General features: G+C 61.5%; 11 protein-coding genes. 1 reads left to right on the forward strand and 10 read right to left on the reverse strand.

Annotated elements, in window-relative coordinates; genetic code table 11:
- Positions 1-31 precede the first annotated feature (31 nt).
- From FFR93_RS21035 to FFR93_RS21055, 4 genes are all read right to left on the reverse strand, one after another.
- Positions 32-1,111, reverse strand: coding sequence for a YihY/virulence factor BrkB family protein (locus FFR93_RS21035; protein WP_064708421.1), 1,080 nt, complete (start codon positions 1,109-1,111; stop codon positions 32-34).
- 402 nt (positions 1,112-1,513) lie between these two features.
- Entirely contained in the window at positions 1,514-3,256 is a 1,743-nt protein-coding gene (locus FFR93_RS21040) for an adenylate/guanylate cyclase domain-containing protein (protein ID WP_171049230.1), read from the reverse strand.
- Positions 3,257-5,087: 1,831 nt separating this feature from the next.
- Positions 5,088-6,026, reverse strand: a complete 939-nt coding sequence (locus FFR93_RS21050; protein WP_138394631.1) for a sugar kinase — start codon at positions 6,024-6,026, stop codon at positions 5,088-5,090.
- Positions 6,013-7,047, reverse strand: a complete 1,035-nt coding sequence (locus FFR93_RS21055) for an SPFH domain-containing protein (RefSeq protein WP_138394632.1) — start codon at positions 7,045-7,047, stop codon at positions 6,013-6,015. Before FFR93_RS21055 ends, FFR93_RS21050 begins: the two co-directional genes overlap by 14 nt.
- Before the next feature lie 129 nt (positions 7,048-7,176).
- Here FFR93_RS21055 and FFR93_RS21060 point away from each other — a divergent pair, with 129 nt between their 5' ends.
- Positions 7,177-7,872 carry an NUDIX domain-containing protein gene (locus FFR93_RS21060; RefSeq protein WP_138394633.1) on the forward strand — a complete coding sequence of 232 codons (696 nt, stop codon included), beginning with the start codon at positions 7,177-7,179 and terminating at the stop codon, positions 7,870-7,872.
- Between the two features lie 83 nt (positions 7,873-7,955).
- Here the strand turns inward: FFR93_RS21060 and FFR93_RS21065 are convergent, their stop codons facing one another.
- The 6 genes from FFR93_RS21065 to FFR93_RS21090 all read right to left on the reverse strand — a co-directional run bounded on the left by FFR93_RS21065 (position 7,956) and on the right by FFR93_RS21090 (position 14,869).
- Positions 7,956-8,852 carry a universal stress protein gene (locus FFR93_RS21065; protein ID WP_138394634.1) on the reverse strand — a complete coding sequence of 299 codons (897 nt, stop codon included), beginning with the start codon at positions 8,850-8,852 and terminating at the stop codon, positions 7,956-7,958.
- 248 nt (positions 8,853-9,100) lie between these two features.
- Entirely contained in the window at positions 9,101-10,171 is a 1,071-nt protein-coding gene (ugpC, locus tag FFR93_RS21070; protein WP_064708417.1) for a sn-glycerol-3-phosphate ABC transporter ATP-binding protein UgpC, read from the reverse strand.
- A 20-nt stretch (positions 10,172-10,191) separates the two neighbouring features.
- Positions 10,192-11,712 carry a DUF5060 domain-containing protein gene (locus FFR93_RS21075; RefSeq protein WP_138394635.1) on the reverse strand — a complete coding sequence of 507 codons (1,521 nt, stop codon included), beginning with the start codon at positions 11,710-11,712 and terminating at the stop codon, positions 10,192-10,194.
- Between the two features lie 30 nt (positions 11,713-11,742).
- A complete protein-coding gene (locus tag FFR93_RS21080) occupies positions 11,743-12,627 on the reverse strand; it encodes a carbohydrate ABC transporter permease (RefSeq protein ID WP_064708415.1) in 885 nt (294 codons plus the stop codon).
- Positions 12,624-13,523, reverse strand: a complete 900-nt coding sequence (locus FFR93_RS21085; protein ID WP_138394636.1) for a sugar ABC transporter permease — start codon at positions 13,521-13,523, stop codon at positions 12,624-12,626. The genes FFR93_RS21080 and FFR93_RS21085 overlap by 4 nt, the downstream gene beginning before the upstream one ends.
- Before the next feature lie 92 nt (positions 13,524-13,615).
- Entirely contained in the window at positions 13,616-14,869 is a 1,254-nt protein-coding gene (locus tag FFR93_RS21090; protein WP_138394637.1) for an ABC transporter substrate-binding protein, read from the reverse strand.
- Positions 14,870-14,915: the final 46 nt, after the last annotated feature.

A 14,915-nucleotide genomic window follows, 5' to 3' on the forward strand; every position in this document is an offset into this window, starting at 1 on the left:
GGTCGCACTTCTCGGCATCAAGCCCCGCCGCTCAGCTCGCAGTCTCGCCCAAAGTATCGGCGACATAGGCGCCGCGCGCGCCCATCGGCAGCGGATGGCCCGTCGTCGTGTCCCGCGCCGTCTGGTGCTCCAGCTCCGCATTGACCTCCGCGCCGACAATGAGAATGACGACGGAAAGCCAGATCCAGATGAGGAAGCCGATCAGCGCGCCGAGCGTGCCGTAGGTGGCGTCGTAATTGGCGAAATGCTCGAGGTAGAAGGAGAAGCCGAGCGACATAAGGGCCCAGGCGACCGCTGTCAGAGCAGCACCCCAGGTCATCCACCGTACCCTGGCGGGTTCGCGGCTCGGACCGAAGCGGTAGATCAGCATGACTGCTGCCGCCACCACAAGCAGGAGCAGTGGCCATCTCAGCAGAAGAGCCATTTGCTCCTGGAATCGGTCGAGCCAGAGATAGGAGAGCACGACCGGCATCACCCCGACCAGCGCCACCATCAGGCCGGCGAAGAAGATTACGCATAAGGTGAAGCAGAAGCCGACCAGGTTCAGCCGCACGAGGCTGCGCTTCTCGTCCTCCTCATAGGCGACGTTCATCGCGTCGAAGATCGCGAGCGTGCCGTTGTGCGTGCTCCAGAGGGCGACGGCGAGGCCGACGAAGAAGGTTATGCCGAGCGTGCTTTCTCGCTTTTCGACAAGCGACTTGATCTGATCGGCAAGAAGATCAAAGGCTCCGGGCGGCAAGAGAATGGCGAGCTCGCGCAGATGTTCGGAGATGGTGACGGGATCGGCAACCAATCCGTAGAGAGACACGAGAGCCGCCAATGACGGAAAGATCGCCAGCAGCAGATAGAAGGTCACGCCGGCGGCAATAAGCGTGACGCGGTCGTGCAGGATTTCATGGAAGACGCGCCAGAACACGTCGCGAAGGCCGCGCATCGGAATGGCCTCGGGTGTGGCTGCGCTACGCCCGTGATCATCGCCGCTCCAACTGGTCGTGGCAGGCGGCGCCAGCGCGTCGCGCTGCCTTGCCTGCAGTACGACCAAAGCACCGATCGCCGCCGCCATCACCGTCGCGGCGAGGGGAAATCTCTTGAGGTGGAGCGCATCAGCCATTACCCTATCCTCCGATTTGCTGCGTTGATAACGCTGGGCGTCGCTAAAAGATGCAAGCCCTTGCTTTCTTGCGGAGAATCCAGGCAGGGGAGGGGCTCTGCCTGCGCCCGGTAACGTTTTTGCGCGCAGGAAGCGCACAGATCATCAAGTCATAAGTTACTGATTTCAAAAGGTCCGCCTGGGCATACGGAAATGAAATCCGTCTTTACTTTCGTTACCGCGCGCGGGCGGGGCTGAGGGTGCTGCCGCTGTTTGCTGCCATTGCGGCTCCAGAGCCGGAGAACCGGACCGCATAAAACCTCACGAAACGCGATCTCGATCCTAATCTCACTGCCGAGATCGGCGGTTGAGCGGCCGGTTTCTTCAACGGCAGCCAGCCGAGCCAAACGGCGGGTGGCAATCCTATTCCGGCAAGCCTGCCTTGCGCAATGCCGATGCCAGCCCATCCATGAGCTGGGGTCGCACCACATCCATTCGTACGAACGCGCCGATCGTCCAGCCGGGCGCGACCTCCAGGAGGCGCCTGGCAGCTGCCCAGGCGGCCTCCAGCCGATCGAGATTGGCGTAGCTCGCCGCTAGGCTGGCGTGGAGTATGCTGAAAGCGGGGTTCACTTGGATCCCGAGCGCTGAATATTTTACGGCGTCCTCAAACCGAGCGGTAAACAGGCTGACCCAGGCCAACGCGAGATAGGAATGATAGTTCATCGGATCGAGCGGGCTTAGCCGGAGGGCCCTGAATGCGTGATCGCGTGACTGATCATAGGTTTCGTTGAACATGTGAACCATCGCGCTTAAACCGTAGGCGAGCGATGAATTTCCATCGAGCATCAGCGCCCTGTCGAGCGCATTGATGGAGCGGTCATAATCATGCGTGATCGTGGCGTGGACGAAGCCCCCCAGGCAAAGCGCCTGCGGTTCATCGCCGCCGGTGGCGAGCGCCGCGTCAGCGTGCCTGAGAGCAGCAGCTCTGTCCTCGGGATGGAACCCGCCACGTAGGAAACGCTGTTCATATCCCCAGGCAGCATAGCCATGCGCGCAGGCATAGTTGGGATCAAGACGCAAGGCCTCGCCCAGCAACCGCAGAGCCTCACTGGTATCCGCCGGTGTATTGGCATAGCTGTGCGGCAGCGCGCGGAGGAATAAATCATAGGCATCCAGGCTATCCGGCCGCTTGCGACGCGCGCGCTCGATCTCCGCGCGCCGGATCGTCGGCTCAAGCGTTCCGACGATCCGTTCGGTCAGTTGATCCTGCAAATCGAAAACGTCCTCAGCCGCACCCTCAAACCTGTCGGCCCAGATATGGGTTGCGTCCCGCCCTTCAATCAAGTGCGCAGTGATACGCAAGCGGTTCGCCGCCCGCCGTACACTGCCTACGAGCACGTAGCGAACGCCTAGATCCCTGGCGATCTGCCTGACGTCCATGGCCCTGCTTTTGTAGGCGAAGGTGGAGTTTCGCGCGATGACGAAAAGGCTCGAAATCTTCGAAAGGTTAGTGATGACATCTTCAACCAATCCATCGGTAAAATATTCCTGCTCTGGGTCGCCGCTCATGTTTTCGAAGGCCAATACGGCTATCGACGGCTTATTCGGCAGGGCAGGTGGCCTTGCCAATCGCGCTTCCGGAGAAGTACCTTCCTGCACCAGACGATGGACTGTGATCGGCTCGGCAATGTTCTTGACCCTTTGCTCGCCCATCGGTTCAAATCCGAAGGCAAGTGTCTTTTCGACCTCGCGCACGACCTTGCCGGAGATACAGATGCCGCCGGGATCGGCGAGTTGCTGCAGGCGCGCCGACACATTGACTCCTTCGCCATAGCGGTCATCGCCGTCGACAATAACTTCACCGAGATTGAGCCCTATTCTCAGCTCCAGCCGCTCATTCTGCGGCACCTCCGCATTGCGCTCGTTTAGCGCGCGCTGCACTGACACCGCGCATTCAACCGCATCCACGGCGCTGCAGAATTCGGCAAGCAAGCCGTCTCCCATGAGCTTGAAGATGCAGCCGCGTCGCCTGGCGATTTCCGGCTCGATCAGCTTCTTGCGTATCGTGGTGAGACGCTCGAAGGTGCCCGTCTCGTCACGCTCCATCAGCGCCGAGTATCCAACCACGTCGGCCGCTAGGATAGCCACAAGCTTCCTGTCCATCAGCCCCTCACATGAAGCAATGCCGAACATTAACATATAAGCGAAGTGCCACCTAGGGCGTCGCCTCCGGCATCGCCGCCCGAGACATGAAGCTCAGCTGGAAAATACGTTGTCCGCGGACAACCGATCCACGGGATCCCCGCCGGCACACGAAGGCCAGCCCTCATAAGAGATGCGCGCAGCAAGAATAATGTCGGACTTGGCACGCCTCCGGACCGCTGGGGTCGGATGGCCGTCGCGGACATGCTGCCAGGTGCCGCCGGGAGCTTCGCGCATTTTTGCTTGCGGCCGACCAGATGTCCCGCGCGCTCAGTTGTCCGCGGACAACCCAATTCTAAACCTGAGGATCACTGGCGGCCGAACGAAACATCCGCCACCACTGCTTCTTTCACGGCGCAATCCGTACGATATCGACGCAGCTACCGGCTTGAATTCGCCGCATTGCGACACTACCTCCTGACGAGCCGAAGCGCTGACCCTCCTAGCTGCTTTGGCCCGATAGACAGCACTCCCCCTCCCATGCTGTCGGTCACTATCGAAGCCCGGCGCACTCTCCCGCGCCGGGCTTCTTTCACTTTGATGCATGGCATCCGCCTCGCCATTCGATGCCCCTGACAGGACGGTTCAGGACGAGGCCTCCCAGGCAGCCCCGCTGATCCTCGGCGTCCCTGATCGACCGCGGCCTCCACCAACGGACCAGGCGCCGCGGCACCCTTCGACACGCCTGAAACCGCAGCAACCTCCACCACCAAAGCAATCCCGGGCGCGGCATCCGCCAACGTCCCTCATACCGAGGCGCGCAGACCAAAGACCGGAGCCTCGAAGGACACGCCGCCACACCGCTCCTTGGATCACCCGACTCGATGCGTGCCCGCCCTCCGAACCCTTGGGTGCCGCTGCGACCTCCTCCAGCACCTCTCGTCTCCCACAGCCTCCGCCGATGGATGCCAATCTGCGGCATCCCCAACCAGCGAGGTTATCCCCAACACCTCTGATGGGATCCGCCAGTCTGGCCGGTATAAACGAGATCAGCAAAAGCAACCGAACTAACAGGGGGATAGCCATGCGCGATGCCATTTGCGGATTGCACAGCGCGAAGACATCAGGCGATCCGGTCGCAGGGCCATATGCTCCCGTCGCGATTCTCACCTGAGCCGGAGCCGTGTCGGGTCGCGGTGCGAGGAGCGGACAGCAAAGCATATTCGAGAGGAACGGATCGATGCCAGCTACAGATGATCAGCCCGCGACCGATCGATGATCCCATCGGCACCCGCCGCTCCGGCGCCATCGGCCGCGCGCCATGTCGGCGGCTCTTCCCACCTGGTCAATGCTGAGCGCGCAGCAGCACCGCTCCCTGTTTCCATCTCTCGCAGGCGCACCCGCGCCACCCCTCCGAGGCCCGGAGCATGTGGCTCTCCTAGGCGCCGCCCAACCTCGAACAGCTACGAGCCTCCGCCAGATCATCCGGTGCCTACCGGCGCCCACGGCCGCCGCCACGCATTCGAAGGCGCGGCGTCCGCCAACGTCCCTCATTCTGAGGCGCGCGGGCCAAGGGCCGGAGCCTCGAAGGACACGCCACCGCACCGCTCCTTGGATCTACCCGACGCGACGCGCACCCGCCCTCCGAGCCTTTGGTGCCGCTGCGCCATCCTCCAGCACCTCTCGTCGCCCGCAGCCGCCCGCCGACGGACCCAAGGTGCGGCATCTCCAACGACCCTCATGCTGAGGCGCTGCATGTCGTTCGGAGGAGGCTCGCGCAGAGGTAAAAGAATTAAACCACGATATTACTTCCATATTGGAATCAAAACAAATCAAATCAAACCTTTATCCCTTACACCACCAACATCCCCTGCCGCTCAGCCAGCGTCACCTCCGCTCGCGTCCCGGCGTTGAACTCCAAAAAATCCGCCTCGATACCGTCGCTGAAGATGACGCCGTGTTCCGGCATTTCGGAGACGATGGTAAGCGGCTGGTCCTCAGAGACGATGCCGGCAACGATGCTGGTGCCGGTGGTGCGGCTGGGAAAGGGTTCGCGCACGAAGTAGCGCAGGTAATCCGCGTCCCAGGCAAAGGACATATCGATCTTCCGGTCGGCGGGTTCGAGGCCGAGCGCGCTCGCGGCTCCTAGACAGCCGGAGTAGAGGCTCTTCAGCCAGCCGGTCGAACCCATGCCCGTGGAGACGATGATACCGCTGGAGGATTGGCGTTCCTCGCGCTCCTCGGCATGCAGGATATAGCGCGCCGAGACGTGGCTTTGCGGGCCGATGAAGAGGTCGTTGACGGCGTGAATGACGGCGCCGGTGTTCAGCGTCGCCTTCGCCATGCTGACGCGCTTGATCGGCCGCTTGTGCTTCAGCGCCTCGCCGATCACCTTCGGAAGGCTCCTCGGGTTGAAGGGAAGCAGCAGGCCGTCCCAGCGTTCGGGGTCGGGGTTAACGCCGAGCACCGGCTGCCCGTCGAGATATTTGAGCGTGTTGGCGACCAAACCGTCCTGGCCGAGCACGACGATGACATCGTCGGGGCCGAAGACGAAGCTCGCGAGGTAGCGGCGGTCGAGGCGCTGAACACGGGCGACGGCGCGCAGGCTTGCTTCCACCTCTGTGATGGCCGTTTCGTACCGCTTCTTCTCGGCGAGGTAGTCGCTGAAATCGGCGCCGAGATGCTCGACATAGAACTGCGCCTGCTGCACCGTGTTGAAGCGGGCAATGAGTTCGTCGAGCCGGGTCGGCCTGACGACCAGGATGATCTTGCGTTCGTCAGAGGCCGGCACGGTCCTTGCCCTCCTGCGGCTGCAAGATCTCCCTGAGAAGATCGGGCGAGACGTTCAGCTGGCCGATCTTCGTCGCATTGTCGGCGAGGTCGCGGAAGGCGAGCGCCATCAACTGGCCCGGCTGCATGCCGACCGAGGCAAGCGCCTGCAGCACTTTCGGATCGGCCTGCTCGAAGGATTTCATCATCGCCGTCATTGCATAGGCTTGGACGTCGGCCTCGGCCCGAGCATTGGTCGCCGCCAGTGTCACCAGGTCGCGGTTTTGCTCTTCGAGCGCGATCTTGCCGGCCATTTCTTCGCGGCGGATCTGCAGCTGCCGTTCCTGAACGGCGCGTTCGGCTTCCATCTGGGCTTCGCGCACCTGCCGCCTCTTGTTCTCCAGGGTGATCTCGGTGGCGATCTCGTTTTCCTTGATCGTCCGCTCCTGTTCGATCGCCGCGTTGCGCCTGCTATAGATAGCTTCGTCGGCCTGCCGGAGCAGTGCTTCGCGGGCCTGCGCTTCCAGCGCCTTCGCGGTTTCGGCCTTCGGCATGACGGCAAGCAGCGACAGACCTAAGATCTCGAGTCCAAGCGCTTCAATTGTCGGATGAACCTTGAGCGCGTCCGCCACGCCGGCGACGAGCGCCTCGCCTGAAGCAAGAACCTCCTTCAGCGACAACGTCTGAACCTCGGCCCGCATCGCCACTTGGACGCGGTCGATCACCCGGGTCGAAAGCTTCTGCGGATCTTCCGAGACATAGTGGCCCCTACGGTCGAGGGTGAAATTCAGAAGTGCCGCCGTGCGGCGCGGGTCGGCGATGCGGTAGGTGATCTGCCCCTGCACCGTCACCTCCTGGAAGTCCGATGTCACCAGAGGAAAGATGAAGGGATCGTTGACGCTGGCAGTCGGCACGAGCACGAGAGAGCTCGAAGGCGAGAAATGCCAGAAGGCAAGACCTGCGCCCTCGCGGACGGCCTTGCCGTTCTGATACTGGATGACGTATTGCGTGGGTTCCGTCTTGATAAAGCGCAGTCCGAACATATCCGTTTTTCCTATCCTTGGCGCGAGCCCCTCGCTCGTGCCGAAAAGGAGAAAACATGACTTAGTGGCAAATGTCAACTAACTTAGTTGTATATTTACACTAAGGCTGACACCTGCTATGTTCCCATCATGACGACACACGATATTGACGCCTTCAAACCGATCGCCACCGTCGATCTCGCCATCTTCTCGCTGTCGCCGGCCGGCCTCTCCGTGCTTCTCGTACGACGCGCGAACGCGCCCTTCACCGGCGACCGGGCCCTGCCTGGCGGCTGGATCCATATCGACGAGGATGCAGATCTGGAGGCGGCGGCGCGCCGTGTGCTGAAGGAAAAGACCGGCGTCGAAGCACCCTACCTCGAACAGCTGCAAACGACGGGAAACCGCGATCGCGACCCGAGAGGCTGGAGCATCAGCATCGTCTACATCGCCCTGCTTTCGGCCGACGACGTCGCAGAGCGGCAAGAAGCGATGGCTGAGGATGCCGAATGGCGGCCGATAGAAGGCGACGGCGTCGGCTTGTCCCTTGCTTTCGACCACGCATCCCTGCTCAAGGAGGCGCTCGGCCGCATCCGAAGCAAGGTCGAATATTCGAGCCTGCCCGGCCATCTGCTGCCTGTCCGTTTCACATTGAGCGAGCTGCAATCGGTCTATGAGAGCCTTCTCGGCCGCAAGCTCGACAAATCGGCTTTTCGAAAACGCATGGCGGAAGCCGATTTCCTGGAGCCGATCGAGGGTGAAATGCGCCGGGCCAGCAATCGGCCCGCTCAGGTCTTCCGCCTGAGGGACACCCGGTCGCTGGTGCTCTTCGACCGGAGAATATGACCGCCCGCTGGGCTGAAATCTGCGGAATGGCGTAAATACAAAAGCTGAGAGCGGCCAGCGCTTCCGCAAAAAGCTGAACCGCTCTAATGTTTCATCATCAGAGGAAATGTTGGATGCGATAGCAAATGGCGAGTGACGCGGCCGATAAGCAGTTCAAGGAAATAGCCGTGCTTGAAGGCCCCGATCAACAGGCAGGTGGCCTTCGCTGAACCTGCGAAGTCGATAATGGCCTCGCCGACCGAGCGGCTTTCCGAACGGATCGCGACGACATCGCCATTCAAGCCGAGTTGCGCAAGTAGCTCCCTGGCGGTGAACTGGTAACTGCCATCTGGCTTATCGTCGACGCACAAAAGAGTGACGTGCTCCGCCACCGCCAGCCACCGCCTTGCGGCAACGACGGCCACTCGTGCGTGATTGTGCGGTTTCCAACCGATCACGAGATGCTGGAGGAGATGACCGGAATAGCCGCCTGCAGGCGGCACGAGCACGAGCTTGCGTTCTTTGAAAAGCAGGTCGTGGAATGCGTCGCGGGCATCCATGTTGCCGTAGCATGGGGTGACGACGAGTGCGCTATCGTGGCATTCGGATGTGACGCAGCGGCCGAGATCACCGCGGCAGTCATCAAGCGGCAGGTCGCTTCGGTCCGGATCGGCCACTTTCCAACTCTCGAAGACGCTTATCACCCTCTCCAGGCGCTGTTGTGGCGAACCCTCGTTCATGTCTCGCAGCATCTGCAAGTCGATTTCTTCGGGCGCGGCGACCATCCATTCCGGATCTGCACCGACATGGGCGGCCGCCATGCTGCCATTGATGGCTCGAGCGGCGTCCTCCGCAATATCGAGGCAGATGCGAGCAGTCGCCGGGTCGGGCAGCAAGGCGATGACATCAGCCTGGACGGTCAACTCGTGAACCTGCCGGGCTAAGATCTCCGCGGGTGGCACCGTTTTTGGGTCGCGGCCGTGTGAAGGTGACGTATTCATCAGGACCTCCGTGCGCGAGCATCCCGCATCGCTCCCTGGTCCAATCCTAAAGTCATAATACGCCCGCGCCTGGTGGCCCGCAACACGCCAAGGGCTTGAACAGATCGGCGCAAGACGGGCAGTAGCCCCATGCTGTGTCGCTTCCATAAGACGTCCGGTAAGGTCTTCACCGAAGCTGGCGCGGCCGTCCTTCATCCTCAATTCGAGGGTACTGACCCATCGTCGGAGCGCGATCAAACGAGAGCCGATCAAGCGTTCAAACGCTGCTGCGTCTGCTGGTCGAAGAAATGGACCTTCGATGTTTCGAAGGAAAGCTTCACCCGCTGTTCCGGCGCGAGCTCGACACGTTCGCGCACGACCCAGGTCAACTCCCTGCCGTCGACTTCGACGGCGACATGGGTTTCCGATCCCGTCGGCTCGACCACCTTGACCACGGCATCGATGCCGGTCTCGCCGCCGAAGGCGATATCCTCGGGACGGATGCCGAGCGTCACCGGCCGGTTTGCCGAACTGGCCGGAGCCCGCGAAAGCTTCACGCGCGGCCCTCCGTTCAGCGCCAGCGCCGGGCTGCCGGCATCGGCGATGCTTCCTTCGAGAAAATTCATGGCGGGCGAGCCGAGGAAACCGGCGACGAAGATGTTGCGCGGCTTGTCGTAGAGTTCGAGCGGGCTGCCGATCTGCTCGACGCGGCCGCCATGCAACACGACGATCTTGTCGGCCATGGTCATGGCTTCGATCTGGTCGTGGGTGACGTAGACGATAGTCGTCTTCAGCCGCTGGTGCAGCGCCTTGATCTCGGCGCGCATCTTGACGCGCAGCTTGGCGTCGAGGTTGGAGAGCGGCTCGTCGAAGAGGAAGACCTTCGGATCGCGAACGATGGCGCGCCCCATCGCGACGCGCTGGCGCTGGCCGCCGGAAAGTTGAGCCGGCTTGCGGTCGAGCAGCGGCTGCAGGCCGAGGATGGCTGCGGCCTCCCCCACCTTTTTCTCGATCTCCGGCCGCTTGATGCCGGCGAGTTCCAGCGCGAAGCCCATGTTCTGGGAGACCGTCATCTGCGGATAGAGCGCGTAGTTCTGGAAGACCATCGCAATGTCGCGGTCCTTGGGCTGCAGATTGTTCACCACCCGCCCGTCGATGCTGATCTCGCCGGCCGTAATGTCCTCGAGCCCGGCGATCATACGCAGCAATGTGGATTTGCCGCAGCCCGAGGGACCGACGAGGATGGTGAATTCGCCATCGGCGATCTCGACGTCGACGCCGTGGATGATATCGACAGCGCCGAAGGACTTCTTGACGTTTCTGATGCTCAAGCCAGACATTTGCGATCCCTCCGACTCTTTTAGCGCTTCCTGCGCACGCGCAGCGCCTGATACGGCTTGCGCGGGATTTTTACGCCGAAGGCGGCGTCCGGCTTGCCGCCGCGCACGACCGAACCGTGGCGGGTCGGATGCGGAACGGGTGCCGCGACCTTCTCGGCCGGCGTGATCGTCATCTCCCAGGTGTCGATGATATCGACGTCGTAATCGTCGCCATCGACCGGCAGGCCGGTGGACCAGACGACCGGCTGATGCTCGCCGAAATAGATCAGGCGGAAATCGCCGTCGCCGTCACGGGCGCCCGAAACGCGCGACCAGGGCCATTCGCCAATGACGCCGAGCGGCTCGAGACCGTGCTTGACGTCGGCCTCCAGCAGGTCGCGCAAGAAGCCGATGCGCTTCCATGCCTCGCCCCGCAGTTCGCCGCCCTTGGCCCACCAGATCAGATCCTCGGGATGGGAATAGGTCTCGCCGTGGCCGGCGTAACCGCCGCGCGCCATTGTGATCCAGAAACGGTGCACGAGCTCCTGCGCATGAAGATTGCCCCAGGACTGCAGGATGTCGCCCTCATATTCCGGCTCGTCGTTGATGACGGGCTTGCCATAGGCGTTGCGCCATTCCTGGGTCCGCTTGACGTCGGGATTCTGAATGCAGGTGTGGGTGACCCACGGCTTGCGGTGATCGAAATTCGCCGTCACGTCGCCATTATGGATCGAGCGCAGGTGCTGGTAGGGATCGTTTTCCTCCAGGATGTGGAAGTAGCGGTCCCATTGCGCCATCGGCTTGGTGTCGATCAGGAAGTCATATTCGTTGGCGAGCGACCACCAGACGTTCCGGTATGCGGCAAGGCGGGCGGCCAGATATTCGACATAGCGGAAATCCTGTTCGGCCGACATGTCGGCATAACCCCAGCGGTCATAGGGATGGAAGATGATGATATCGGCCTCGATGCCGAGGTCGCAGAGTGCGGCGACCTGCTTTTCAAAGTGCTGGAAGGCAGCCAGGTTCGGGCGGTTGAAATCCTCTTTCCCGTCGGCTCCCCGCTCGAAGCAGGCATGCAGCGGCTCGTTGACGTTGTAGGGGTAATCCTTGGGAAACACGCCCATACGCATCTTGTTGAACCGCGCCTTCTTGAGCGTCTCCAGCGTCTGCTTCTGCATTTCGAGCGGCTGGTGCGTCCAGGCATAGCAGGTCGTTCCGAAGGAGAGGAACGGAGTCCCGTCGGCATAGGCGAAGTGGAATTTGTTGCGGACCCGCACCGGGCCGTGATTGCCTGATGAAGGCGAGATTGCAGTGAGTGCGCCGGTCCTGCCGTCGAGTGCCGAAGTCCCGGAGCGCGTCTTGAACGACCACTGGCCTTCGCAATCGGGCATGAAGCGGATGCGGTAGGTACCGTTGCCGTCATAGAAGCCCGGCACGCGGACTTCGCGGCTCTTATGGGTGAAGACGGCATCGAATGCCACGTCGAGATAGGGATTGCCGCCGGCAGGCCCCTCGAAGGAAGCCTCGAACACACCCCATTTTTCGACTGTTGCCTCGGACATTCTGTCTCTCCTCGTAAAATGATTCCGCGATCAGCCCTTGACGGCGCCGGAGGTGAGGCCGGAGACGAAGTAGCGCTGAAACATGAGATAGACGATCGTCGCCGGAAGCACGGTCATGACGATCGCGGCGTTAAGCTGGCCGTAATTGCTGGAAAACTGGCCCTGGAAGGACATCAGGCCGAGCGGCAGGGTCCACATGTGCTGGTCCTGCAGCAGCACCAGCGCCATGGCGAATTCGTTCCAGGTGGAGACGAAATCGAGAATGAGCAATGCGGCGAGCACGGGCAGGCACACCGGCAGGAAGATCCTGCGAAAGATGGTGAAATGGCTTGCGCCGTCGATAAGCGCCGCTTCCGAGAGCTCCTTAGGAATGCTCTTGAAGAAGCCATGCAGGATGAAGACCTGGTAGGGCACGCCGAAGGCGATGTAGGGAAGGATGACGCCGGGATAAGTGTCGATCAGCCCAAAGGAATTGACCAGTGTGAAGAGCGGCGCCAGCATCACCTGGAAAGGGATCATCGTGCCGAAGACGACGAGGAGCAGCAGCGCCTTGCTGATCCTCAGCCTGATCTTGGCCAGCGCATAGGCGGCCATGGCCGAAAGAAACAGGCCGAGCGGCACCTTGATGACGGTGATGATCACGCTGTTGAAAAAGGAGTTGGCGAAATTGCCGCGGCTCCAGGCAGCGCTGTAATTGTCATAGGCAAGCTCGGTGGGCGGCATGAAGGCGCCCGTGCTCGTCACAGCCGCCGGCGACTTCAGCGAGGTGAAGACGATGAAGACGAAGGGCGCGACCCAGACGAGCGCCACGAGGACGAGCGCGATCCAGAGACCAATCAGGACGGGGTCCCGCTTCATCGACGACGGCCGGACTTCCAGGTTCACGGCGGCGTGGTCGCTCGATACTGCTGTCACGATTCGACCTCCTCGTGCTTTTGGGTCCATCTCAAATAGGGAATGACGACGGCCATGGTGATCAGCAGCAGCACGACGGAGATCGCCGCACCCCGGCCGAAATCGAAGATCTGCATGGCCTGCGTAAAGGCCCAGAGCGCCAGCATCTGGGTGGACTGGGCCGGGCCGCCGCCGGTCAGGCCGTAGACAATATCAAAGGCTTTCAGCGACGAGATGGTGGAAAGGACGAGTACGATGGTGATCGTCGGGCGCAACGCCGGCAGCGTCACATGCTTGAACACGGCCCAGCGGCCGGCGCCGTCGATGCGGGCGGCCTCGACCAGCGTCTGCGAGACATTCTGCAGGCCCGCCAGGAACAGCACCATCGAGAAGCCGACCGTCTGCCAGAGATAGGCGACGAAGACGGAGTAAAGAGCGATATCCCTATTCCCAAGCCAGTCCTTGATCCAACCCTGCATTCCCCAGGAGGTCAGCAGCTGGGCGAAGAGGCCGAAGAAGGGGTCGTACATCCACTTCCACATGGTGGCGACGGCAATCGGCGCGATGATGACGGGCAGGTAGAAGATGGCGCGCAGGCCGTTGCGGCCGAAGATTTTCTGGTTGAGGCTGAGCGCCAGGAGCAGCCCGACCATCGGCGGGAAGATCAGGCTCATTGCGGTCCAGATCACCGTGTTGCGGAAGGCCACCCAGAAGACCGGATCTTTGGTGAAGATCGCCGAATAATTGGCAATGCCGACGAATTGCCGGTTGGGATCGAGGCCGTTCCATTTCTGGAAGCTCAGGATCACGACGTTCAGCATCGGGTAGAGCGCAAAGACCGCATAGATCGCCAGTGCCGGCACGAGCAGGATGAGCGCTTGTGCACGCGGGTCATGTGTCGATTGTCGAAGTGACATGCTTTCCTCCTGGCGCGGCGCTTGCAGCCAGCTCACGAAAAGAATGTGCAGCCGATCGACATCGCGATCGATCGGCTGGTGCTTGGGAGGAATCAGCTTCTGCTGGCGATAAAGCTCTGCAGCTGCTTGGCCGCTTCGGCCGGCTCGGTATTGCCCGAGGCAACGTCATTGATAACGCGGAAATATTCCGTCGTCACGTCGAGCGGGAAGGCCTGGTCGCCGTTCATGTAGACCTTGCCGTATTTCTGGAAGATGCCGAGCCACTCCGCTTCGAGCGGCTTCTGGTTGGCATATTGCACGTTCTTGTTGACCGAGGTCGAGCTCAGCTGGCCGAGCAGGTCCTGCTGTACCTTGGTCGACAGGAAATAGTCGAGGAACTTGGCGGCGATGTCGGGATTCTTGCTCTTGGTGCTGATGTAATTGTACTCGGCAAAGCCGTAGAGGCGCTCGGTATTGGTGGGGAAGGGGAAGATGCCGTAATCGTCGAGATTGGCGCCCGAGCCGTTCATCTGGCTGACCAGCCAGTCGCCTTCGAGCATCATCGCCGCGCGGCCGGCGGTAAAGAGGCTGTAGGACTGCTTGTTGTCGATGCCCATGAAGGGCTGCAGCGTATAGTCCTTCGTCCACTTGGCAAATTCGGCGAAGGAATCCGCCGCGCAGGGCTCCTTGGTCCAGTCCAGCGTCATCGCCTTCAGCGCGTCGTGCTTCTCAGCGCCACACTTGGTCTCGAGAATGACGTCCATCAGGCGCATGACGTGCCAGTTGACCGTGCCGCCGAAGGTAAAGGCGGGAATGCCGGCGACCTTCAGCTTCTCGGCCGCGGCGAGAAGCTCGTCATAGGTCTTCGGCTCTTCGGTGATGCCGGCCTGTTCGAAAAGCTTCTTGTTGTAATAGACGGCTTCGCCCTTGAAGGTGAAGGGAACGCCGTGTTTGCCGCCCGGATAGAGGTCGGCGAAAGCCGCTGCCGACGGCAGCAATTCGTCGGTCCACTTGTATTCGGCGTAATATTTGTCGAGCGGCAGGGAGAGGCCGGCCTTCACATATTCGCCGCCGAGGCCGAGACCCGCCCAGCTGAAGTAAATGTCGGGGCCTTTGTCGGAGCCGGCAGCGACGCGCAGCGCCGTCTTGTGCTCGTCGACGGCGCGCTGGACGATTTCGACATGCGTTCCGGGATTTGCTGCTTCGAAATCCGAAGCCGCCTTCTTCAGCGCCGTGTTGGCGGCATTGTTGTCGAAGTTGAGGGTCCAGAGGGTGATGTCTTCGGCGAGAACCGGCCTGGCGGCGAAAGACGCCATGGCGATCGCGATGATGCTCGCAGTCTTCAATTTCGCGGAAAGGGTCAGCATTACGTCCTCCTCTTGTAAAGCCGGGCTCCTTGTCGCAGGTAATGAT

This window comes from Rhizobium sp. MHM7A (assembly GCF_005862215.1).
Taxonomy (GTDB): Bacteria; Pseudomonadota; Alphaproteobacteria; order Rhizobiales; family Rhizobiaceae; genus Rhizobium; species Rhizobium bangladeshense.

What these genes read in the sequence shown, in the direction of transcription:
- FFR93_RS21040 (WP_171049230.1), bottom strand. Translation starts at nt 3,256, where the DNA reads ATGGACAGGAAGCTTGTGGCTATCCTAGCGGCCGACGTGGTTGGATAC.
- FFR93_RS21055 (WP_138394632.1), bottom strand. Translation starts at nt 7,047, where the DNA reads ATGTTCGGACTGCGCTTTATCAAGACGGAACCCACGCAATACGTCATC.
- FFR93_RS21065 (WP_138394634.1), bottom strand. Translation starts at nt 8,852, where the DNA reads ATGAATACGTCACCTTCACACGGCCGCGACCCAAAAACGGTGCCACCC.
- FFR93_RS21090 (WP_138394637.1), bottom strand. Translation starts at nt 14,869, where the DNA reads ATGCTGACCCTTTCCGCGAAATTGAAGACTGCGAGCATCATCGCGATC.
- FFR93_RS21035 (WP_064708421.1), bottom strand. Translation starts at nt 1,111, where the DNA reads ATGGCTGATGCGCTCCACCTCAAGAGATTTCCCCTCGCCGCGACGGTG.
- FFR93_RS21060 (WP_138394633.1), top strand. Translation starts at nt 7,177, where the DNA reads ATGACGACACACGATATTGACGCCTTCAAACCGATCGCCACCGTCGAT.
- ugpC (WP_064708417.1), bottom strand. Translation starts at nt 10,171, where the DNA reads ATGTCTGGCTTGAGCATCAGAAACGTCAAGAAGTCCTTCGGCGCTGTC.
- FFR93_RS21085 (WP_138394636.1), bottom strand. Translation starts at nt 13,523, where the DNA reads ATGTCACTTCGACAATCGACACATGACCCGCGTGCACAAGCGCTCATC.
- FFR93_RS21075 (WP_138394635.1), bottom strand. Translation starts at nt 11,712, where the DNA reads ATGTCCGAGGCAACAGTCGAAAAATGGGGTGTGTTCGAGGCTTCCTTC.